General features: G+C 42.1%; 23 protein-coding genes and 1 tRNA gene. 10 read left to right on the top strand and 14 right to left on the bottom strand.

Features of this window, described 5'->3' with window-relative positions:
- Nucleotides 1–106 precede the first annotated feature (106 nt).
- Both rbfA and FRE64_RS12210 read left to right on the top strand, forming a co-directional pair.
- Nucleotides 107–499, top strand: a complete 393-nt coding sequence (gene rbfA / locus FRE64_RS12215; RefSeq protein WP_146296498.1) for a 30S ribosome-binding factor RbfA — start codon at nucleotides 107–109, stop codon at nucleotides 497–499.
- Entirely contained in the window at nucleotides 499–2,049 is a 1,551-nt protein-coding gene (locus FRE64_RS12210) for a glycoside hydrolase family 3 N-terminal domain-containing protein (RefSeq protein ID WP_146296497.1), read from the top strand. The genes rbfA and FRE64_RS12210 overlap by 1 nt, the downstream gene beginning before the upstream one ends.
- A 5-nt stretch (nucleotides 2,050–2,054) precedes the next feature.
- Here FRE64_RS12210 and FRE64_RS12205 read toward each other — a convergent pair whose 3' ends face one another.
- The gene (locus FRE64_RS12205) at nucleotides 2,055–2,423 is read right to left on the bottom strand and encodes a 2Fe-2S iron-sulfur cluster-binding protein (RefSeq protein WP_146296496.1); all 369 of its coding nucleotides are present in this window, start codon (nucleotides 2,421–2,423) and stop codon (nucleotides 2,055–2,057) included.
- Between the two features lie 84 nt (nucleotides 2,424–2,507).
- On the opposite strand from FRE64_RS12205, the gene FRE64_RS12200 reads away from it, so the two are divergent.
- Nucleotides 2,508–2,594 (top strand) — tRNA-Ser (locus FRE64_RS12200).
- A 126-nt stretch (nucleotides 2,595–2,720) separates the two neighbouring features.
- On the opposite strand, the gene FRE64_RS12195 is transcribed toward FRE64_RS12200, so the two are convergent.
- Both FRE64_RS12195 and pyk read right to left on the bottom strand, forming a co-directional pair.
- The gene (locus FRE64_RS12195; RefSeq protein WP_146296495.1) at nucleotides 2,721–2,957 is read right to left on the bottom strand and encodes a hypothetical protein; all 237 of its coding nucleotides are present in this window, start codon (nucleotides 2,955–2,957) and stop codon (nucleotides 2,721–2,723) included.
- A 3-nt stretch (nucleotides 2,958–2,960) separates the two neighbouring features.
- A complete protein-coding gene (gene pyk / locus FRE64_RS12190; protein ID WP_146296494.1) occupies nucleotides 2,961–4,385 on the bottom strand; it encodes a pyruvate kinase in 1,425 nt (474 codons plus the stop codon).
- A 214-nt stretch (nucleotides 4,386–4,599) separates the two neighbouring features.
- Between pyk and ppsA the strand changes: the two genes are divergently transcribed.
- From ppsA to FRE64_RS12165, 5 genes are all read left to right on the top strand, one after another.
- Complete coding sequence (gene ppsA, locus FRE64_RS12185) at nucleotides 4,600–7,035, top strand: phosphoenolpyruvate synthase (RefSeq protein ID WP_146296493.1); 2,436 nt, start codon at nucleotides 4,600–4,602, stop codon at nucleotides 7,033–7,035.
- Nucleotides 7,036–7,194: 159 nt separating this feature from the next.
- Complete coding sequence (locus FRE64_RS12180) at nucleotides 7,195–8,448, top strand: ABC transporter permease (protein WP_146296492.1); 1,254 nt, start codon at nucleotides 7,195–7,197, stop codon at nucleotides 8,446–8,448.
- Between the two features lie 100 nt (nucleotides 8,449–8,548).
- The gene (locus FRE64_RS12175; RefSeq protein ID WP_146296491.1) at nucleotides 8,549–9,196 is read left to right on the top strand and encodes an ABC transporter ATP-binding protein; all 648 of its coding nucleotides are present in this window, start codon (nucleotides 8,549–8,551) and stop codon (nucleotides 9,194–9,196) included.
- A gap of 43 nt (nucleotides 9,197–9,239) precedes the next feature.
- Nucleotides 9,240–9,983 (top strand): dienelactone hydrolase family protein, encoded by a 744-nt coding sequence (locus FRE64_RS12170; protein ID WP_146296490.1) that lies wholly within the window; start codon nucleotides 9,240–9,242, stop codon nucleotides 9,981–9,983.
- Between the two features lie 79 nt (nucleotides 9,984–10,062).
- Entirely contained in the window at nucleotides 10,063–10,959 is an 897-nt protein-coding gene (locus FRE64_RS12165; RefSeq protein ID WP_146296489.1) for a S1 RNA-binding domain-containing protein, read from the top strand.
- 90 nt (nucleotides 10,960–11,049) lie between these two features.
- Here FRE64_RS12165 and FRE64_RS12160 read toward each other — a convergent pair whose 3' ends face one another.
- From FRE64_RS12160 to FRE64_RS12145, 4 genes are all read right to left on the bottom strand, one after another.
- Nucleotides 11,050–11,649: a peroxiredoxin gene (locus FRE64_RS12160; RefSeq protein ID WP_146296488.1), complete on the bottom strand. Its 600-nt coding sequence runs from the start codon at nucleotides 11,647–11,649 to the stop codon at nucleotides 11,050–11,052.
- An 86-nt stretch (nucleotides 11,650–11,735) separates the two neighbouring features.
- Nucleotides 11,736–12,551 (bottom strand): pyrroline-5-carboxylate reductase, encoded by an 816-nt coding sequence (gene proC / locus FRE64_RS12155; protein WP_146296487.1) that lies wholly within the window; start codon nucleotides 12,549–12,551, stop codon nucleotides 11,736–11,738.
- A 49-nt stretch (nucleotides 12,552–12,600) separates the two neighbouring features.
- Entirely contained in the window at nucleotides 12,601–13,197 is a 597-nt protein-coding gene (locus FRE64_RS12150; protein ID WP_146296486.1) for a cell division protein SepF, read from the bottom strand.
- 298 nt (nucleotides 13,198–13,495) lie between these two features.
- Complete coding sequence (locus tag FRE64_RS12145; RefSeq protein WP_246140431.1) at nucleotides 13,496–13,588, bottom strand: hypothetical protein; 93 nt, start codon at nucleotides 13,586–13,588, stop codon at nucleotides 13,496–13,498.
- Nucleotides 13,589–13,677: 89 nt separating this feature from the next.
- Here FRE64_RS12145 and FRE64_RS12140 point away from each other — a divergent pair, with 89 nt between their 5' ends.
- Nucleotides 13,678–15,252, top strand: a complete 1,575-nt coding sequence (locus FRE64_RS12140; RefSeq protein WP_246140308.1) for an RNA-guided endonuclease InsQ/TnpB family protein — start codon at nucleotides 13,678–13,680, stop codon at nucleotides 15,250–15,252.
- Here FRE64_RS12140 and FRE64_RS12135 read toward each other — a convergent pair.
- The 6 genes from FRE64_RS12135 to FRE64_RS12110 form a co-directional block, all read right to left on the bottom strand.
- Nucleotides 15,158–15,832 carry a YggS family pyridoxal phosphate-dependent enzyme gene (locus tag FRE64_RS12135; protein ID WP_146296485.1) on the bottom strand — a complete coding sequence of 225 codons (675 nt, stop codon included), beginning with the start codon at nucleotides 15,830–15,832 and terminating at the stop codon, nucleotides 15,158–15,160. The genes FRE64_RS12140 and FRE64_RS12135 overlap by 95 nt on opposite strands.
- Nucleotides 15,829–16,101 (bottom strand): transcriptional coactivator PipX, encoded by a 273-nt coding sequence (pipX, locus tag FRE64_RS12130; RefSeq protein WP_146296484.1) that lies wholly within the window; start codon nucleotides 16,099–16,101, stop codon nucleotides 15,829–15,831. The genes FRE64_RS12135 and pipX overlap by 4 nt, the downstream gene beginning before the upstream one ends.
- Before the next feature lie 153 nt (nucleotides 16,102–16,254).
- Complete coding sequence (locus tag FRE64_RS12125) at nucleotides 16,255–16,674, bottom strand: hypothetical protein (protein WP_146296483.1); 420 nt, start codon at nucleotides 16,672–16,674, stop codon at nucleotides 16,255–16,257.
- A 353-nt stretch (nucleotides 16,675–17,027) separates the two neighbouring features.
- The gene (gene bioF / locus FRE64_RS12120) at nucleotides 17,028–18,191 is read right to left on the bottom strand and encodes an 8-amino-7-oxononanoate synthase (protein ID WP_146296482.1); all 1,164 of its coding nucleotides are present in this window, start codon (nucleotides 18,189–18,191) and stop codon (nucleotides 17,028–17,030) included.
- 88 nt (nucleotides 18,192–18,279) lie between these two features.
- A complete protein-coding gene (locus FRE64_RS12115) occupies nucleotides 18,280–19,197 on the bottom strand; it encodes an alpha/beta fold hydrolase (protein ID WP_146296481.1) in 918 nt (305 codons plus the stop codon).
- Nucleotides 19,198–19,393: 196 nt separating this feature from the next.
- Nucleotides 19,394–19,804 (bottom strand): hypothetical protein, encoded by a 411-nt coding sequence (locus FRE64_RS12110; RefSeq protein WP_146296480.1) that lies wholly within the window; start codon nucleotides 19,802–19,804, stop codon nucleotides 19,394–19,396.
- 90 nt (nucleotides 19,805–19,894) lie between these two features.
- Here FRE64_RS12110 and FRE64_RS12105 point away from each other — a divergent pair, with 90 nt between their 5' ends.
- Nucleotides 19,895–20,740 carry a Cof-type HAD-IIB family hydrolase gene (locus tag FRE64_RS12105; RefSeq protein WP_146296479.1) on the top strand — a complete coding sequence of 282 codons (846 nt, stop codon included), beginning with the start codon at nucleotides 19,895–19,897 and terminating at the stop codon, nucleotides 20,738–20,740.
- Here the strand turns inward: FRE64_RS12105 and pepP are convergent.
- On the bottom strand, nucleotides 20,730–22,052 hold the full coding sequence (pepP, locus tag FRE64_RS12100; protein ID WP_146296478.1) for a Xaa-Pro aminopeptidase: 1,323 nt from the start codon (nucleotides 22,050–22,052) through the stop codon (nucleotides 20,730–20,732). The two genes, FRE64_RS12105 and pepP, sit on opposite strands and share 11 nt — an antisense overlap.
- Nucleotide 22,053 lies beyond the last annotated feature (1 nt).

Genomic DNA, 22,053 nt, shown 5'->3' with positions numbered 1-22,053 from the left:
TGACGAGCAGCCCTGGGCTGTATTAAACTCCAATAGGATATGCCTTGATGGGGATTTCTCGGCATATTGTTAAACTTAAAAGAGAACATTACTATAGGGAAAGAAAATGGCAACCAGTCGCCGTGTGGCAAGGGTCGCATCCCTCATTCAGCAAGAAGTAAGTCAAATGCTGATTAATGGGATCAAAGATGACCGAGTAGGCGCAGGAATGGTCAGTGTCACCAATGTAGATGTGTCTAATGATCTCCAACATGCCAAAATTTTTGTCAGTATTTATGGCACGGAAGAAGCCAAAACTGAAACGATGGCAGGATTAAAGTCTTCTACAGCGTTTGTTCGTCGTGAGTTAGGGCAACGAATACGATTACGTCGGACTCCAGAAGTGGTATTTTATGAAGACCGTTCTCTAGAACTCGGTGATCGCACGTTATCGTTAATTAATCAACTTAGTGAAAAACGGGAAGAAAAAACGGATGAAGCAAAGGAATTAGAAAATTAATGGCGACGCTTCCAGACTACACCCAATGGCAATTGGAAGAACAAATTGCCCAGATGATCGTTGTTCGGGCTTCAGGGCATCTTTTTGATCAGCAAATTCGCTATCCCCAATGGGAACCGACTAATGAAAAATTACGCTACTGGCTAGAAAGTTTGAACGTTGGAGGCGTAATTTTATTGGGGGGTAGTGCTCCCGAAATTGCTCAACGGACTCAACAATTGCAAGGTTGGGCTGCTACTCCCCTTTTAATGGCGGCAGATATTGAAGAAGGGGTGGGGCAAAGGTTTGCAGGGGCAACTTGGTTTCCGCCACCAATGGCGTTAAGTGGGATGGGAGAAGAAGGAAAAGCCTATGCCGCCAAGATGGGAGAACTTACCGCGCAAGAAGCTATAGCCTTAGGGATTAATTGGTTATTTGCTCCTGTGGTGGATGTGAATAATAATCCTGATAATCCGGTGATTAATGTGCGAGCGTTTGGCGAAGATACCCAGACGGTTAGTGAGTTAACGACTGCTTTTATTGACGGGGCACACCGCTATCCTGTTTTAACTACTGCTAAACATTTTCCGGGGCATGGGGATACGGCAACAGATTCTCATCTCTCCTTGCCTGTGTTAACAGTGGGGGCAGATCGGTTAAATGAGGTGGAATTACCTCCTTTTAAAAGCGCGATCGCGCAAGGGGTAGATGCAGTAATGAGTGCCCATATTTTGGTGCCAGCTTGGGATGATGTTTTCCCAGCAACCCTTTCTTCTACAGCGCTGACGCAACAATTACGGTTTAATTTGAACTTTCAGGGATTAATTGTCACTGATGCCTTAGTGATGGGGGCTTTAAAGGAAGTAGCTTCTCCTGAAGAGTTACCCATTTTTGCCATTGAAGCGGGGGCTGATATTATTTTAATGCCAGAAAATCCTGAAAGCGCGATCGCGGCGATTGCTGATGCAGTGAATACGGGTCGCCTTTCGAGGCAACGGATTACAGCCTCTTTAAGTCGCATTTGGGAAGCGAAGAAAAAAGCACGCATTACCCCACCTACGGAAAATTTTATCAAAGAATTATCTACGCCCCTTGCGGAAAAAACAACCACAGAGATTTTAAAGGCTTCTTTACAGACTCATGGCCAATTGCCCATTTCTCAGACAGGGGGCCGAAATTTAGTGATTGTTGATGATCTTCTCCACTGTGATCACATTCATGAAAATAGTAGCGCGATCGCGCTTCCAGAAAAACTCGGTTATGAGTTGCAATTACTGGGACAAACTCAAATGTTTCCCCAATCCCCTGAAAAATTCCCCCTCACACTTGTGCAAATTTTTACCAGAGGCAACCCTTTTCGTGGTGAATCAGGGCTAAATGACTCAACAAAAGCCCTATTAGAATCCTTATCTCATCAAAACTCCCTCCAAGCAGTCATTGTTTATGGCAGCCCTTATGTGGGGGATTGGTTAGAGAAAACGCTTCCCAGTAATGTGCCTTGGCTATTCAGCTATGGGCAAATGGAGAAAAGTAGCGCGATCGCGCTGCAAACTTTATTTGGAATAACCTAGTTGATTTAATCATCATCTAAGGGGATGCCAAACAGGATTTTCCCCTTGCCAAAATAGCGACCAAACTGCTGTTCATACACCTCATCCTCATCTTGGGTTTCCACTACCAAATCAGAGCGAGGATAGCCGACACAAAGCAAATTATAGCCCTTTTCTTCTAACTGTGGAGACAATCCCATTGCTTCGGGGTGATAAATTTCCCCTTCAATCCGTCGCACCGCACAAGTGGTACAAGCCCCATTGCGACAAGAAAATGGCAACTTAATCCCTTTCTCCTCTAAACTTTGCAGAATATATTGATCATCAGGAATCGTTGCTGTATGTTGGGTTCCTGTTTGGCGATTGTAAACGTGAATTTTGTAATGGCGTGTCATCAGACAAAAATTTCCAGAAATTTCAGCAAAAGTGAACAAAAAACGGAACTTATATTGTACAATTTTAAACCGTGATCGAAAGTTGGAGAGGTGGCCGAGTGGTTTAAGGCGCAGCATTGGAAATGCTGTATAGGGGCAACTCTATCGAGGGTTCGAATCCCTCCCTCTCCGTTCCTAGGAGAAAGCCCAATTGGTTTGTGAGGGATATAGCGATTATCCTTATCTAAGTGATCAGTTGTTATACCATTGGGGTTAAGGCTTTTCGCCACAACAGCCTTACTGATATTCAAAATTTAATTAACCCAATCGTTTGGTAATCTGGCGAATAATGCCATTACCAATTGCCCCTAACATTAAAATGCCAATGGCGGGGGTAAATACCGGTTCCCAGAGCCTGTACCATAAATCTAAGCCTAGGGGAATATCTGCCGAACGCCCCACTAAAGCAATGGCAAACCAGAAAAAACTGGCTAATACCAAAAATAAATCAGCCATTAAAGCGCGATCGAGCCACAGTAAAAATTTTTCCTTCATAATTTAAGTAATTGAATGAATTTTCAAAAAATTAGTTCCTTTTGCTCGTTGTACTGGTGAACCACCTAAAATTAATACTTTATCTCCTGAGTGTACTAATTCCCGTTCTAATAAACAAGATTCCATTTCTGCAATCAAAGGTTCTAACCCTTGCTCTTTGGGATTTAATAATAATGGTTTTACCCCCCAAACTAAATTTAAGCGATGATAAACGTCTATATTGGGAGTAAAGGCGACAATGGGCGCTTTCGGACGCTCATCGGAGGCAATACGGGCAGTAAATCCAGTCGTGGTAAAAGAGGCAATACATCGCAATTCCATCATCTGATCAATACAACGTAGAGACTCACTGAGAGCATGAGTTTCGGTATTTTCTGCTGGGGGATGATTAACAAATTCAATGTCTGGTTCTACTTGTTGTGCAATCCGCGCCATCATTTCCACTGCTTGTACGGGATATTTTCCCACTGCTGACTCTCCCGAAAGCATCACTGCATCAGTACCATCAATAATCGCATTTGCCACATCAGAAGCCTCGGCACGAGTGGGGCGCGGAGAGTGAATCATACTCTCTAGCATTTGCGTTGCGGTAATGACAGGAATCCCTGTTTGGTTACAAGTGGTGATAATTCGCTTTTGTAATAAAGGGACTTGTTCTGGGCGCATTTCTACTCCTAGATCCCCTCTTGCCACCATTAACCCATCACATTCGGCAACTAATTCCTGAAGATGTTCGATTGCTTGGGGCTTTTCAATTTTAGCAATCACTGGAATATTTGCCCCTCGATGGTGTAAAAACTGCTTCAGGTGACGAATGTCTTCGACTTGTCGCACAAAGCTTAAACAAACCCAGTGGATGCCTTGTTCAATCCCAAATTCTAAATCTTGTTGATCTTTTTCGGTTAAAGAAGGCAAACTTAAGGTCAAGTTCGGAAAATTAACCCCTTTCCGATTTTTAAGAAGCCCCCCGCTGATAACGCGACAATGAAGTTGAGCATTTTTGATGGCTTCCACTTCTAATTCTAAGAGTCCATCATCGAGTAAGACTTGAGCGCCAGGTTCAGCTTCTTCTGCTAAATAGGGGTAGTCAATGGGAATGAGATCCCTGCTGTCACTACTTTCTAAATTAGGAGTGAGGATCACCGTCTCTCCTTTAGTTAGCATTACTTCCCCATGAGGCAACCACCCCACGCGAATTTTGGGGCCTTGTAAGTCTTGTAATAGGGTAATGGGGGTATCTAATTCTTGAGAAACTTTCCGCAGTCTGGCAATGACCGCTGCTTGATCATCATAGCTACCATGAGAAAAATTAAGACGGGCAACATTCATCCCCGCTTTGACTAATTGCCGAATAACATCTTCAGATTGGCTAGCTGGACCGATAGTGGCGACAATTTTAGTGCGATGGGGAAAGGGGTTCGTTGACATAATTCCTCTTTTGTTGATCGTTACTTACAAGGTTACTGCATCCATTTTTCAATTAATTAACTAATCCCAAATTTTATCATATTTTTAATATTTTATGCGAAATTTATAATAGTTTTTAAGAATAAAAATAAAATTATCAAAAAGTGATAAGAAAAAACCAAAATTATTGGGATATTTAATATAATTAAGGTATGAGAAATAAGGGCAAAAAATCATGATTAATACCTTACAAAAATCTCAATCACTAGCAAATAAAGATACCGCTCTCATCCTCTGGTACAACCAGGTAAATAACCAAGATGTAGGATTGGTTGGCGGGAAAAATGCCTCTTTAGGGGAGATGATTCAGCAGTTGAAACAGCAAGGGGTGAATGTTCCAGATGGGTTTGCCACCACTGCTTATGCGTTTCGACATTTTATTGCTGAAGCTCGGTTAGAAGAAAAACTGCGAGAACTCTTTGCCCAGATGGATATTAATGATGTGAATAGTTTACAGAAAACAGGAAAAAAAGCGCGATCGCTGATTTTAAATACGCCTTTCCCAGACTCCCTAAAAACAGCAATTACTGAGGCTTACGAAGAACTTTGTCAACGCTACGGGGATGAAACGGATGTAGCAGTGCGTTCCAGCGCTACCGCCGAAGATTTACCCGAAGCCAGTTTTGCTGGGCAACAGGAAACTTATCTCAATATTCATAGCGTACAGGGGGTATTAGAAGCCTGCCATAAATGTTTTGCCTCTTTATTTACCAATCGTGCCATTTCCTATCGAGAAAATAAAGGCTTTGATCACCTTGCCATTGCCCTTTCTGTGGGAGTTCAAAAAATGGTGCGGTCGGATTTAGCCAGTGCCGGGGTTATGTTCTCCATTGATACAGAAACCGGCTTTAAAAATGCTGCTTTGATTACCGCCGCCTATGGATTAGGAGAAAATGTGGTGCAAGGGGCAGTTAATCCTGATGAGTATCTCGTGTTTAAGCCCACTCTCAGCGAAGGCTATCAGCCGATTTTAGATAAACGCCTTGGCACGAAGGGGATGAAAATGATTTATGATACGGGAGGATCGAAACAAACTCATAATGTTGCGGTTTCTCCGCGCGATCGCGCTCAATTTTGCCTCCAAGACGACGAAATCCTGCAATTAGCTCGCTGGGCAATTACCATTGAAGACCATTATTCCAGTTTACGGGGACATCATACCCCCATGGATATTGAATGGGCAAAAGATGGCCTTACTGGAGAAATCTTTATTGTCCAAGCCCGTCCCGAAACTGTCCAATCCCAGAAAGTCGGGAACATCCTGCAAACTTACCAGTTACAAGACCATAGTACCGTCCTAGCCACTGGGCGCAGTGTTGGTTCTACCATTGGACAAGGAAAAGCCCGAGTCATTATTGATGCAAAAAATATTGACCGCTTTCAACCGGGAGAAGTTCTGGTGACGAAACGCACCGATCCCGACTGGGAACCGATTATGAAGCAAGCCAGCGCGATCGTTACCGATCAAGGAGGAAGAACCTGTCACGCTGCTATTATTGCCCGTGAAATGGGAATCCCTGCCATTGTCGGCTGTGGTGATGCAACAAAACTCATTCAATCAGGACAAGAAGTAACAGTCTGCTGTAGCGAGGGAGAAGAAGGGAAAGTTTATGAGGGCTTATTACCCTTCCAAGTGCAAGAAAACTCCTTAGAGGACTTACCGCAAACACACACCCAAATTTTAATGAACATTGGTAATCCTGATCAAGCCTTCTCCTTAGCTGGCATTCCTGCTGATGGGGTGGGATTAGCCCGTCTAGAGTTTATCATTACCAATCATATCAAAGCCCATCCGCTTGCCCTGCTCTACTTTGATCAACTCGAAGATGAACGAGTGCAAGATAAAATCAGCGAACTCACCCGTGGCTATGATTACAAACCAGACTTCTTCGTGGATCAATTAGCACGAGGCGTGGGAATGATTGCCGCAGCCTTTTATCCCAAACCCGTCATTGTGCGGATGTCGGACTTTAAAACCAATGAATATGCCAACCTTCTTGGTGGCAATCAATTTGAACCCAAAGAAGAAAACCCCATGTTAGGCTGGCGTGGTGCATCTCGTTACTGCGATCCCAATTATCGAGAAGCCTTTGCTTTAGAATGTAAGGCACTGAAAAAAGTTCGGGATGAAATGGGCTTAACCAATCTCGTTCCCATGATTCCTTTCTGTCGTACTCCCCAAGAAGGGCGAGACGTAATTGCAGAAATGGCAAAAAATGGCTTAGAACAAGGGGTTAATGGCTTAGAAGTCTATGTCATGTGCGAGTTACCCAGTAATGTCATCTTGGCTGATCAATTCAGTGATGTCTTTGATGGCTTCTCCATTGGTTCTAATGATTTAACCCAATTAACCTTAGGATTAGATCGGGATTCAGGATTAGTCGCTCATTTATTTGATGAACGGGATGAAGCAGTGAAACGAATGGTTAAACTTGCCATCGAAACGGCGAAGAAAAAAGGACGAAAAATTGGCATTTGTGGACAAGCGCCCAGTGATTATCCTGAATTTGCTGAGTTTCTCGTAGAAGCTGGAATTGATTCCATGAGTTTAAATCCTGATTCGGTGTTGCAAACCATTTTGAATATTGCGGAGGTGGAACAGCGCGTTTAACATCGGAAGTAGAGTATGCTCTCATTTCTAGAGACTTTGCTTACGGTTAAGAAATAGGTGGGTTAGTCATTTCTTCTCTGTTGCTCATTTGTGATGACTGACCCTCTTTCTTGTTAGAAATGGGATCTGCTTTTCACTGTTATTTATTTTTTGCTTCTGATGGTCTCTCTTGCTCGTAAAAACTTATTAGAGGATATTCCGAGATTTTTAGTTGCCCAAGCAGGCATTTTATTCGCGGTGACTCTAGTTACAATTCAAACTGGTATATTCAGTGGTTTTAGTTTATCCACGGTCAAGTTAATCAACAATTCCCATGCTGATCTTTGGGTTACCTCCGACACCTTAGTCCAATTAGAATTGACTCTCCCGATCCCAGTTTCTGACTTACTTAAGGCTCGTGATATTTCAGGGGTGCAACGAGCAGAAGGATTAATTTTTTCTGGCGCGCAATGGTTTCCCAGAGAAGGAGAAATTGAACGCGCTAGAGTCATTGGCTTTAACCCTAATAGTTGGCTGTATCAACCTGAAAGAATGTTAGAAGGAGAGATCGAAAACTTAAATCAGCCTTACAGCGTCATTATAGACACCACAGATCAAGAAACTTTGCAAGTGTCAGGAGTGGGAGACCAAGTGCAAATGAATTCTCTCCCTGCTGAAATTGTTGGGATTACTGAGAGTAATACTTCGATGATTTCTAATGCCTTTGTTCTTACCTCTCTTCGCAATGCCAATGCTTATTTAAGAGCCGGGCAAACTTCACGAGTCAATTGTCAGCTACCCCAAGAAGGTTCGCGACTCGAATGTGTCAATGTCTTTCATCCTGATCAACAACCTACGGAAACTGATCCAGAAGAACCCCCGCGCAATTTAGCCGCTTCTGATGTGATTACTTTTATTTTAGTAGAAGTTGCCCCTGGAGAAGAGATTACAACGGTTCGACAGGAATTAGAAACCCAATTAAACAATGTCACTACTTATACGCCAGACGAATTAATCCAAGTTACTCAAGATTACTGGCAACAGCGCACAGGGATTGGTTTTATTTTAGGCTTAGGGACAGTGGTGGGGATTATTGTCGGCATTGTTGTGGTCAGTCAAATTTTATATTCATCCGTCTCTGACCATCTTAAAGAATTTGGCACTCTGAAAGCGATGGGGGCTTCCTCACAAATGATTTATCAGGTGATCATTGAACAAGCAGTGTGGATGGCAATTTTAGGCTATCTCCCCGGAATGATTCTCTCTTTAGGGATTGCTTATGGCATTAATATTAATCAGGGAACTTTATTATTGATTACCCCCACAAGCGCGATCGCGATTTTTATTCTTACCCTTATCATGTGTATAGGATCTGCAATTTTTGCCATTCAAAAAGTAAATCGAGTTGATCCAGCAGTGGTATTCAAGGCGTAATTTCTCAAGTATTGTGTTATTTAAAAGCTTGCGACCATCTAAGTCCCCTCGCAACCTCGCCCCAGGATACAATCCCTCTATTTGTGCGGAACAGATTACAATGTTTTTTCACGCAGGAAAGCAAGAAGTTCCGATTCTCAAGGGAATTGACTGGGAAGCAAATCAAGGCAGTATTCAGCTTCTAATGGGCCCCTCTGGCTCTGGAAAAACTACATTTCTGTCTATTCTTGCTGGCTTACTGACTCCCACCCAAGGGCAAGTTTACTTATTGGGGAAAGAAATCACACGACTGTCGCGAAAAAAGAGAACTGCTTTTCGTCGCCAATACATTGGATTTATCTTCCAAAATTTTAATTTGTTCCCCGCCCTAACTGCTGCCGAAAATATCGAAATTATCCTGAATATTAAAGGAATACAAGGGGAAAAAGCGCGCTATGAAGCACAACGATTATTAGAAGAAGTAGGATTAGAGTTATATGCCAATCATAAGCCAAGAGATTTATCAGGGGGACAAAAGCAACGGGTAGCGATTGCAAGAGCCTTAGCTGGAAATCCTCCTTTAATTATGGCTGATGAACCTACTGCTGCCCTAGATTCTACCAGTGGACATCGGGTAACGGAGTTACTGCGTCGTTTAGCAAAAGAAAATAATTGTACGGTTTTAATTGTTACCCATGATCCTAGAATTAGAGATATGGCTGATGACATTACTTATTTAGAAGATGGACTCCTCAAAGACAAAAATTAAACTAAAATTCAAGAGGGAAGATGGCTACTAAATTACGATAAAAATGACTGCTTCTAATTTAAAAACGGAAAATATCAAACTTGATGCGGGAGATGTCCAAGTTGATGCTTATCTCGCTCAACCTAGCATCGGCGGAACTTATCCAGGGGTAGTTGTAATTCAGGAAGTGTTTGGCGTAAATGATCACATTAAAGATGTTACTAATCGCATAGCACAAGAAGGATACATCGCGATCGCGCCAGCAATCTATCAACGACAAGCTCCCGGTTTTTCCGTGGGTTATTCTGCTGAAGAGTTAGAGGAAGGCAGAAAATATAAAGAACAAACCAAAGCCAGTGAACTCCTCAATGATATTCAAACCGCCATTAACTACCTCAAATCTCTTCCTCAATGCCAAGGTAAGGGGTTTGGCTGTATTGGCTTCTGTTTTGGGGGTCATGTTGCCTATTTAGCAGCGACTCTCCCTGATATTCAAGCGACAGCCTCCTTTTATGGGGCTGGTATCGCCACTCAAACTCCTGGGGGTGGTGAACCCACTATTACCCGCACTAAAGACATTCAAGGGACAATTTACGCCTTCTTTGGCACCGAAGACCCCTTAATTCCCTTAGAACAAGTGGATCAAATTGAAGCAGAACTGAAAAAACAGAATATTCCCCATCGCATATTTCGTTATGATGGAGCCGATCACGGCTTTTTCTGTGACCAACGGGCTAGCTACCAACCTAGTGCAGCTCAAGATGCCTGGGAACGAGTAAAAGGATTATTTCAAGAAATTTTGAAATAACTTCCAAAGCCTTCGGGAAAGCCTTGAGTCATTTTTCTGGTTTTCCCAACTTTCTTTACGACTACTTTTGATATTTACAATGACCTCCGATTATAATCCATCTCCTGAATCTAAAGCGAACGTTCCTTTTTCTCAAGACGATTTTGAAAAAGCTCTTTCTGATTACGATTACCAGTTCCAAAAAGGGCAAATTGTACGAGGACAAGCTGTTAATTATGATAATAATGTTGCCTATATTGATATTGGGGGTAAATCCCCAGGACTTCTCCCTCTTAAGGAAGCAGCTTTAGGTTCTGTTCATAGTTTTGAAGAAGTAATTCCTTTCGATGAGGAACTGGAATTTTTAGTGATTCGGGAACAAGATGCCGATGGGCAAGTGACTCTCTCGCGCCGAGAATTACAGCGACAACAAGTATGGGAAACTTTGCAAGAATATGAAAGTGAACGCAAACCTTTAGAAATGGAAATTACCGGAACTAATCGCGGTGGAATTAAAGGCGACATTATGGGGATGCATGGCTTTATGCCGCGATCGCATCTTCTTGCTTCAGATAATTTAGATGATTTAATTGGTCAAAAAGTGACTGGTTTATTGATTGAGGTTAATCCTGAAGAGAACCGCTTAGTTTTATCCCAGCGGGAAGCAGCCAAGGCCGATGCTATGGGAGATATTATTGCCGGTCGCTTGGTTGAAGGCAAAATTGTAAACCTAAAACCCTATGGTGCTTTTGTAGAAGTTGCCCCAGGGGTAACGGCATTACTTCATATTAAACAAGTGAGTCAAAAAAGGGTAGAGTCTCTAGAATCTCTTTTTGCGGTAGGAGAAACCCTTAAGGTAATGATTGTGGATGTGGATGAACATCAAGGACGCATTGCCCTTTCTACTAAGGAATTAGAACATTATCCGGGTCAAATGCTAGAAGATAAAGCAGAAGTAATGGCAAAAGCTGAGTCCCGAGTAAATTCAGGAGAGTAGTTTACCCCTTCTAATAAAAAAACAAGACGATCGCGCATCTGTTCTAATACCAGAGGCGATCGCCTTAATTAAGTTGATAAAAACAGCTATTTATGAAACAGAAGCAAAGTAAACTTTGGATTTAACAGGATCAGGATTCATAGTTTTCTCGCCGGGTTTCCAGCCTTCAGGGCAAACTTCGTCGGGATTTGCCTGTACGTGCTGAATCGCTTGCAGGGTGCGTAATACCTCATCCACATTCCGACCAAACGCTAAGTTATTAATTGTAGCGTGTTGAATTGTTCCTTCCTTATCAATGATAAATAATCCTCTGAGGGCAACGCCGCCATCAGGATCAAGCACATTATAAGCACTGCTAATTTCTTTTTTAATATCAGAAACTAGAGGAATATTTAAGTCGCCAACGCCACCGTTTTTGCGCTCGGTTTGAATCCAAGCGAGGTGAGAAAACTCACTATCAACGGAAACGCCCATTACTTGGGTGTTGAGGTCTTTAAATTCTTGAGCGCGATCGCTGAAGGAGGTAATTTCAGTGGGACAAACGAAGGTAAAGTCTAAAGGATAGAAGAATAAAACCACGTACTGCCCACGATAATCAGAGAGTTTAACGGTTTTAAATTCTTGGTCTTCTACTGCGGTGGCAGTGAAGTCTGGGGCTTGTTGTCCAACTCTAAGGCATCCTTCGGTCATGAGCAATACTCCTTAACTTTGAGGTTTACAATCTGTAAACACTATATCATACTCATAACGATTTTGAGTAGTGAAACAAGAAGCAGTTATTTCCCAAGTTCTTCCGATCGCGCTTTTGCCGCCTGTACTGCCTTCATAATCGCCGAACGAAACCCAGCAGCTTCTAACTCGGCAACGCCAGCAATCGTTGTTCCACCGGGGCTCGTGACGCGATCTTTCAGTTGGGCGGGATGTAGTTGTTCTTCTTGCAACAGCGTCGCCGTTCCTAATACCGTCTGCATAGCTAGTTCTAAGGCCACTTGGCGAGATAAGCCAGCAGCAACTCCACCATCAGCTAAAGACTCTACTAACATGGCAACATAGGCTGGCCCTGACCCTGAAACCCCTGTTACGGCATCCATGGCACTTTCTGGCACTTCTACCACTTTGCCCACAGTACTGAGGATATCTTTAGCAAGAGTCAGTTGCTCTGGGCGTAATCCTGATCCTGACGCGATCGCGCTCATACCTTGCCCGACTGTTGCATTCGTATTCGGCATTACCCGCACCACTGGCAATGGGTCTAACCCTGCTTTTAACCGTAAAATTGGGATGCCAGCCAAAATAGAGATTAACAAAGGACGATGCTCTAAATTTTCCTGCGCCCCATCCCAATCTGACTCAATTTTCGGTAATACTTGAGGCTTCACCGCTAGTAATAGCACTTCTGAAGCCGACTGCATCACCTTGCGGTTACTATCGGTAACCTGTACCTGATAGCGTTGTTCTAGGGCTTCCCGTCTTTCCTGTGAAGGGTCACTCACTAAAACCGCTTCTGGAGCGTAAAATTCTTGTGCAAGGAGGCGAGAAAGGATTGCTTCACCCATTACCCCGCCACCAATCATTCCAAATCGTATAGACACTGTTATTTCGTGATTCGTTATTTTCCCCCCTCACCCTAACTTATCGAGGTTACTGCGCGATCGAATCCTCTGGTTTATGCCAGTTTGCTGTAGCAGTTGCCATCTGTTGTACTTGCCCTGAAGCTGCCGTTTGGGTAGCAGAGGGGGTACTATGAGAGCGACTGGTAACATTGACACAGTTGGGCGTAAAGAGAAAAATACTTTCTCCGACGCGCTCTTGATTGCCATCAATGGCATAGGTTCCACCGGCAACAAAATCTACGGCTCGTTGCGCTTCATCCGGCTCCATCATATTTAAGTTAAGGAGAACCGTTTTTCGTTCGCGGAGAGCTTGAATCACCTCTGGCATTTTCTCGAAAGATTGTGGCTCAATGACGACAATTTCATTGAGTCCATTATTGTTCGTTCCTGGCATACCAATCACATTACTTTTAGAAGTAGAGCTAGTGGTTTCTCTAGAAGAGGCAGCAAAGCGATTGGATGACTGGCTTACGGCACGTCGGTTTGGACGTTCTGTTGCCACGGGAACTGTTGGTTCTTCAGCAGGATAGGCATCATCCTCATCATACCCAAGATCGTCGTCTTCAAGATCCACTGGCTCATTAAAGCCAACAAAATCCTTTAATTTGTTAAATACGTTACTCACTATTTTCTTCTCCCTTCAAAAACAATACAGCGAATTAATCTAAATGTTGAACTATGCTAGCCATTTTAGAAGAATGTTCTCTTAATTTAAACTTAAATTAATCTAATCAAGATCACTTACTCCTCACATCAAGCAAACATTAACTCCTATAAGGAAGTTAACGTTAAGGCTAATTCTACTCTGAATTTTTGAAATTGAAAAATGTTTTATCTGGATGTGACGAGAAGAGACCCATTATACCGTTAGGTTAATGGGGGATGAATCGTCACCAAACAAATAGAAGTCTGATCGGACATCCTTAGACAGAAAACTTCAAAGAACGGATAAACTCTCTAAGAATGTCCGTCTTGGTTCTACCTGTCTTTTGAGCATACTTTTGTAAAATTCTCATTTCCGATTCTTCGATTCTAAGATTGAGTTGAGTCTTAGCCATATTGTAAATAAATGTGCTATACTCTAATGACTATAACCTAAATAACTATGCTTGTCTCGTATCAGTTCAAACTAAAACCAAAACTCTCTCAAGTTAATGTAATGGAGCAGTGGCTAAATATGCTTCGCGCTCATTACAACTACTGTTTGCGAGATAGAATTGAAAGTTACGAACAAGTTAAATCGCCTAAGTTAGGTAACTATTGTGATCTAGATACGGAATCCGAATGTTGTCCTTTAACTTGCTCGGTTTCTAAAAATTCCAACTTAGGATCTCCCTATAAATCTAATGGTAAGAAGCGAAACGCTTACGAGCATCAATCTTCAGAATTAAGTACCCTGAAAAAGGCTCGTCCTTGGTATCGTGAAATCCATTCCACAGTTCTACAGCAAAACTTGAAAAGATTAGAGGTAGCTTTCAAGAACTTCTTTGAAGGGAGAGGGTATCCTAAGTTTAAGACCAGACAACGGTTTAAGAGTTTTAACTATCCTCCCAACCAAGTCCAAGTCACGGGGAACAAAATCTATTTACCTAAAATTGGGTGGATGAGATTTTTTCAGTCTCGTCCTTTTCCTGAAGGCTTCGCTCTAAGAAGTGTGACCGTAAGGAGAAAAGCAGATGGTTGGTATGTTTCCATTGGATTAGAGAATCAAGATGTACCTCAGTCTTCTCCAAAAAACATTGAGGAGATAAGTTCAGTGGTGGGAGGAGATTTAGGTTCAAATAAACTATTAGCTTTAAGTAACGGAGAGCAAATAGCGAATCCTCAATTTGAGAAACGATTAGAACGCACTAAAATCATCAGACAAAGACGAGCCAGTAGAAAAAAGAGAGGTTCTAAAAACCAGAAGAAAGCCTACCAAGAATTAGCTCGACTAGACCAAAAGATTGTTAATCAAAGAACGGATTATCAATGGAAGGTAGCTAACCAGTTAGTCAGATTGGCTGATGTCATTGTTTTAGAAGATTTGAATATCAAGGGGATGATTAAGCGATGTCAACCAAAGCAAGATGAAAATGGAAACTATCTTAAAAATGGTCAGTCTGCTAAGAGAGCATTAAATCGGTTAATCCGAGATTGTTCTTGGGGAGAACTCAAGCTAAAAATACAGTCGGTAGCTGCGAAGTTTGGCTGTCTTGTGGTTGAAGTTAACCCTAAACATACATCTCAACAATGTTCGGCTTGTGGACAGATTGACAGAGAAAATCGGAAAGGCGAAAAGTTTGCTTGTATTGAATGTGGTCATGTTCAGGACGCAGACAATCAGGCTGCGATTAACATCGCAAACAGAGGGCTCGAACAATTAAATGTTAGTCTGTCTAAGCTACTGGGGGTCACTCAGGAAGTTACGGCTAACTCTGAAGTAACAGAGGACACTGGAAACAGTGAGGAGACATCAGTTTCGTTGGAGACTGAGCCTAGCAACCCTAAACAACTGGTATTGTTTGAGTGGATGGAGGAGCAGGTAACTGGTTCTCCCGAATCCCCCGTTATAGCGACGCAAGAAGCGCGGGCGGGGGAGGAGGTCAATGTGGACGTTCGCCAAAAATGGTTCGCCCAAGGCGGATCATGGTTGCTCCAGCTTCGATCGCGATCGGATAATCTGCAGACATTCCCATAGAAAGTTCTTCTATGGTAAAGCTTAGATCTTTTTGTATGTTGATTTTTTGCCCTAAATCACGAACTTTAGTAAATGCAGCTTGAGTTTCTTCGGTAGATTGATTGAGAGGCAAAATTGTCATCAATCCTTTGATTTTTAAGTGTTGATACTCATTGAGAGTAGGAAGAGCTTCTAATAATTCTGGAATTTCCCAACCGTACTTGTTTGGATCTTTGAGAGGTTTAACTTGTAGAAGAAGGTTCGGAGGCGTAATTTCTAATTCTCCGAGGAGACGGTTTAGCCGTTGAGCAATTTTAACGCGATCGCAGGTGTGAATCCAATGGAAATGGAGGAGAGCTTGTTTTACCTTGTTGCTTTGTAAATGTCCCAAAAAATGCCAAGTGATATCATTTAGGTCTTGTAACTTCTCCTGCTTAGCAAGTGCCTCTTGAATTTTATTTTCCCCAAAGTCTCGAATTCCAGCCTCATAGGCTTCTCGGATGGCTTCAGTGGAAACCGTTTTTGTCACCGCAATCAGTCTTACCGTTGAGGGAATTGTCTCTTGAATTTCTTGAATACGTTTTGTGATGTTACCAGTCATTGAAAAAGATTTCTATAAGTCTTACTCAAAGCGGAATATTCTTCTTGTGAACCCGAACGACGGAGCTTTCGTAGTTGGTTTTCAATGATTAACCGTGCTTCAGAACGACTTTTTGGTTCAAAAGATAAGCCTGTGTCTGTGGTTATCACTAGGAAAAACAAGCGCTGAGCATAAAGGGTAGTATAAATTTCTCGGTTTTGCTCAACGACACAAACCCGATACAGTAATCCAAAAGTGGGGTGATTGAGATAGGTTTCGTTATTATTCATCCAATTGTACGGTAGTTGTTGCCCATCCCCAAAGTAAAGGGAGGTTATTGTAACTCCACTTTCAAGGAATTGTATTGATATGATCTAGTATCGAGACAATATGCTGATGATATCTTGATTCAGGTGCGATCATAAAAAACATTGGATAATGAGTCAATCTGTCACTGTTTTGACTTTTTCTGCTTGTACATTAACTTCAATAGCATCTAGGGTTTTTAAGACAAGACGCTTTGCTTGCAGCTTCCAGCCCATTCTTTGGATTTGATAAGCCAGATAAAAGCCAATAACGGTAGCAATAAAATCTAGAGGTTGTTGGGAGGAAATTCCAAATAATAAGCCTAATCCTCCAATTCCCCAAAATGGGAGGGCAACAGTTTGTCGGTTTTCTTCCACGAGTTTGGCAAGGAAGTTTTTAGGCATCTCAGTTTCAATTTGTCTCCGAATTTCTTTTTGTTCAGGATAGGGGACAACCAAACTAAAACTTCTTCGTAATTTTTCGATTTTACGGGCTTCGGTACTGTATTCTGTAAGCTCGTTTTCTGCGGTCCAGATTAATTTCTCTGCTTTGTCCATAGATAGCGTAATTTTATATTTATTTTTATGTTTATCTGATGTTCTGAGAAGATCCTTACTTCGCTCCGTTCCATTCCATCATAAATGTGTGATTTGGTCGGTTAAGGAGTTATAGTCGTTCCAATTCAGTTCCGTAGTGCAGCCATCTTGGCTGCTACTAGGGAGCAAGATGCTCCCCCTACTTTTAGGTTGCTGTTTTTTATTTGGAATCACTATAGAACATTTTGTCGTATGTCTTGACACTCCTAAGCCCAATATAAAAACGTTACCACTTTAAAAAGTGTAGCAGTAAAACCTAAAACTCCTTAAAAACTCTAATGTTTGAGGGAAAAGGAGCGATGATATCAAGTTTTCTAAGAGAAAAACTCACTATTGATCACCTCCAACAATTTTTGTAGATGTTGAGGTTGATGGGTTGCCATTAGGGAAATGCGAAGACGACTAAAGGGGACTGTCGGTGGGCGAATGGCGGGAACATATATCCCATTGTTTTGTAGATCTGCTGAAAGTTGAACTGCTTGCTGGGGATTGTTTAATTTAAGGCAGAGAATGGGAGATTCGGAGGGAAGTAAGGGCAAGTGGGCAAGGTTTTGCTTTAGGTTGATAATCGATTCCCAAAGTTGCTGACGGCGTTCAGGTTCCTTATGGATAATGTGAATGGCTTCTAAGGCAGCAGCAGTGTCAGCTGGAGAAAGTCCGGTGGTATAAATCCAACTGGGGGCGCGGTTGCGGAGAAAATCAATGAGTTTTGCTGATCCAGCAATATATCCCCCTAAACTGCCTAAGGCTTTGCTTAGGGTTCCCATTTGAATCAGAGCGCGATCGCTGCATCCATAATACTCAACACAACCTGCTCCCCGTTTTCCCATTACGCCTGTGCCATGGGCTTCATCTACTAACACCATGGCTTCGTAACTCTCAGCTAGGTCTAAAATTTTGGGAAGCGGACAAATATCGCCATCCATACTAAATACTGTGTCAGTGACAATTAAACAACGGCGGTAGGAGGAACGATAGGCTTGTAGGTTTTCTTCTAAATGCTCTAAGTCACAATGGTTATAGTTAATAATTGTTGCCCCGGCAATGGTTGCTCCATTTTTCAGGCTAGAATGATTATATTGATCGGCTAAAATTAAGTCTCTTGTTCCCACTAAAGCAGTAATGGTTCCGATGTTGGCTAAATAACCTGAACTAAAAACAAGGGCATCTTCGGTTTGTTTTAATTGCGCGATCGCGCTTTCTAAATTTTGGTGTAGTTGGCGATGACCACTAAGTAGGCGAGAACCAGTAGTTCCTGTTCCATACTGTTGAATGGCTTCGGTGGCAGCTCTAATTAATCGTTCATCACCTGCTAATCCTAAATAGTCATTACTGGCAAAATTAATAAGCGATTGACCTTCTAGTTCAATAACTGCCCCTGGACGATCATTAATCTGTTTAACTTGACGATGCCAACCTGCTTTTTCAATAGTAGCTAGAGACTTATCTATCCAATCATAAGCTCGATTTTCTGCCATTGTTTTAATTTGTCAATAAGCTTTTCCCATTATTATTGCTTTTTGTCACTTCGGTAATTATTTCTCTAGCTCATTGAGTGTTGCTTCTTTAAAAATTTCGTAATTGTTGCAAAAACTCTTTACAGGCTTCGGTGAAAGCTGTAGTTGATTCATAAGGGAGAACATTGCGTCCTGGAAGAATTTTTCCCTGTCCATTAGGAAGGGTTTGACAATACTGATCAATCCGTTTTTGAGGTGCTTCTGGTTGACTATCTTTACTGATGCTAGAAGCCGTTTCTCCCATTAAAACTAGCGTTGGTTGCTTGATTTGCGCGATCGCGCTTTCGTAATTTTTCCGCCAAAATCCTGCTAAAAAAGAAAATACAGCATGACGACTTGCCATATCAGCGGACCCAGCTTTCAGCATATCTAACCACGGCTGATCCACATCCTCTGCTTTCCCAAATAACTGGCGCACAGAAAAAGACTCTAAAAACTGACGACGACGGGCATACCGATAAAATAATCCTCCCAAAGGAGAGTTAAACAAGTTCCACAGCCAACGTTGTTGGCGCTCTGGTTTCGGCTGCGTAATAATCGACCAAGCAGGGGGCCCAGCTAAAATCAATCCTGCAATATTTTCCGAAGCCGTCATCCCCAGTAACTCCAAGGTAATGGGAAAAGAAGCCCCCTGAGAAATAATCACCACTGGCTTTTTAATGATATTCTCAATTAAATGTTTTAAGGGAGCGGCAAAATCTTCTGGATAATAAGCCACTCTCGGGGAAGCGGTTTCGCCACAGCCTAATAAGTCTGGGTTATAAATCGTCTCTGCACCGTTCCCCCCTTGCCACTGCTGAGAAAAGCGATCCCAAAATAGTCGCGACAACCCCACCCCAATGGGATGAATTAAGAGTAACGCGACAGGAGATTCTTGGCTGGTTAAATTAGGCTCTCGTACTTCATAAGCACATTGATAACCATTCCAAGTATAAAATTGGGTTTGGCTTTCTTCCTGAGCAAGCATAACAATTTTGTCCTTTGTTGTTTGTCCTTTGTGGTTTGTCCTTTGTCCTTTGTCCTTCGTCCTTTGTTGTTTGTAGCCCAATAACTAATGACTAATAACTAATGACCAATGACCAATGACTAATGACTAATTACCAATGACCAATGACTAATGACTAATGACCAATGACCAAGGACTAATTACCAATGACTAATGACTAATCTTTTTTAATATCCCGAGCCATATTTCTGAAGGTATCTAAGCTAGAATCAGACTTACGACGTTGCTGGAGAGAAGGATCATCCTTTGCCGAATACATCTTTCCTTCTTGGGCTTCTTGGGAAGGCTGGTTATTAGTTTTCCCATTTTGCTGATTAGAGTTCGATTTAGAAAGAGATTTTTTTTCCATTGCAGAAACCTCTTCTACCAACTCGCTTCCTTCGGGATTATCGAGTGTTTTCGGAAAAGTCTTTCTGGTTTTAGTGGACTGGCGCATATAGTCAATGTTGCCATAAGTTTTCGCCTCATCTGGATCAAGATAAAAGGCTTTTTGACGCTTAGGTTTTTCTTCGTTGTTATTGTTATTTTTTGATTTAGAGCCAAAAATGTTTTTGATAAATCCCACCATGAGTATTAATTCTATCCTGAAAGCGTTGCTTAAAAAAGCTTAATGTTTTTAAAAGGTAACATAGTTTTGTCTAATCATGCAGGGAAAGTAATGACTAAGTCTCTTAGCTGTCAAAATTTTGAGGATATCCGTTTAATCATTCTTGATATTGATGGAACAATTGCTGGCGAATCTAATGAAGTTAACTCAGCTGTAATTCAAGCCTTAAAAGCACTACAAAAGCAAGGAATCCAAGTGATACTTGCCACTGGAAGAATGTATTGCTCGGCATTATACTTTGCTCAAGCGATTGGGACTGATTTGCCCGTGATTTGCTATAACGGTGCTTGGATTAAAAATCCCAAAACTCAAGAATCTCTTTGGCATTTACCTGTTCCCATTCCTTTAGCTGAAGAATTATTGGATTTTTGCGAACAACCTGCGTTGCGATCTTCGTTAGATGTCCATTTTTATCTGGATGATCAATTATATGTGCGAGAAGTAACAAAAGAGACTGAACTATATATTGAACGCAGTCGCATTAAAGCAAATCCTGTTGGTGATTTACGTTTCCTTTTAGACCAAAGCCCCACCAAAATTCTTGCTATGAGTTCTCAGCCAGAGGTAACTAAAGCCTTATTAGCGAAACTCAAACAGCTTTATTCTGAGGAACAACTGTATTTAACCCAATCTAACCCCTATTTTGTAGAAGCCTGTAACCCCGGTGCTAGTAAAGGGAAAGCAGTGCGCTATCTAGTGGAGGAAGTTTTAGGCTTACAAGCCCAAAACGCGATCGCGATGGGGGATAATTTTAATGATCTCGAAATGCTAAACTATGCCCATTGGGGAATCGCCATGGGAGACGCACCACCAGAAGTTAAAGCTCAAGCAGACTGGGTTGCGCCTAGTGTAGAGGAAGATGGAGTGGTAGCAGCGTTAGAAAAGTTCATTCTTTAAGGCTTTCCATCACTTCTACTGATTTCGGAACCGCCGCACTGAGAACTTCATTCCCATCCGCAGTCACCAACACATCATCTTCAATTCTCACACCAATGCCATGCCAACGTTCTGGCAGTTCTGGTTGTCCTTCCACAGGTTTAGCATGAGGCGACAGATAAAGCCCCGGTTCTACGGTTAAGACATTGCCAGGTTGTAGAGTTTGCCAATGGTCTTCCCCCATTTTATAACCCCCCACATCATGGACATCTAACCCTAACCAATGCCCAGTTTTGTGCATATAATAAGGCTTATATTTTTCTTCTTTGATAATTTCTTCGATATCTCCCTGTAAAATCCCTAAATCCATTAATCCTTCCACTAAAACTCGCACTGCTGTGTCATGGAATTGATTATAAGTATTCCCAGCTTTGACTTGTTCAATGGCTTTAATTTGGGCTTCTAAAACCAGTTCATAGATGATTTTTTGTTCAGGGGTAAATTTACCACTAACAGGAAATGTGCGAGTAATATCAGAATTGTAATATTCATAACAACAACCTGCATCAATTAAGAGTAAATCATTTTCTTGCAGTTGTCGTTTATTCTCAATATAGTGAAGAATGCAAGCATTTTCTCCTGAAGCAACAATACTGGGATAAGCAGGAGACATGGCCCCATTTTTGGTGAAAATATATTCAATTTCCGCTTGCACTTCGTATTCATATCGACCCGGCTGCGCGAACTTTTGGGCATAATTATGGGCTTCTGTGGCAATATCAACTGCCTTGCGAATGAGTGCCAATTCTTGAGAACTTTTTACTTGGCGCAACGGATGTAAAATAAAATTAGTATCCGCGATCGCGCGAGGAGCAACTCCCTTTTTCGGATATTGGGCAATTAGCCTTTGCCACCATTTTAGAATCCGATGATTAAAGTCTTCGTCCCGTCCAAAATGATAGTAAAGACAATCCGCTTTTTGTAAATATTGCGGTAATTGTTTTCCTAACTCTTCGATGGGGTAAGCCTCATCCGCCCCAAATTTTTCTTTCGCCGCTTCTACCCCAACCCGATAGCCTGTCCAAGTTTCCTTTTTGACATCCTTGGGTTGGACAAATAACACAAACTGATGTTCTTCATGGTGAGGCACAAGCACTAAAACGGCCTCTTCTTCATCAAATCCCGTCAGATAATAAAAATCACTATCTTGACGATAGGGGTATTCCACATCATTGTGCATTACCGCTGTAGGCGCACTGCGAAAAATCGCTGTCCCTTGACCGATTTTGTCCATTAAGGCTTGTCGCCGTTGTTGATATTCGTTATTTGTCATT

Origin of the sequence: Euhalothece natronophila Z-M001 (assembly GCF_007904085.1) — a bacterium.
GTDB classification, from domain to species: Bacteria; Cyanobacteriota; Cyanobacteriia; order Cyanobacteriales; family Rubidibacteraceae; genus Halothece; species Halothece natronophila.
This window is presented reverse-complemented; position numbering and strand designations above follow the sequence as displayed.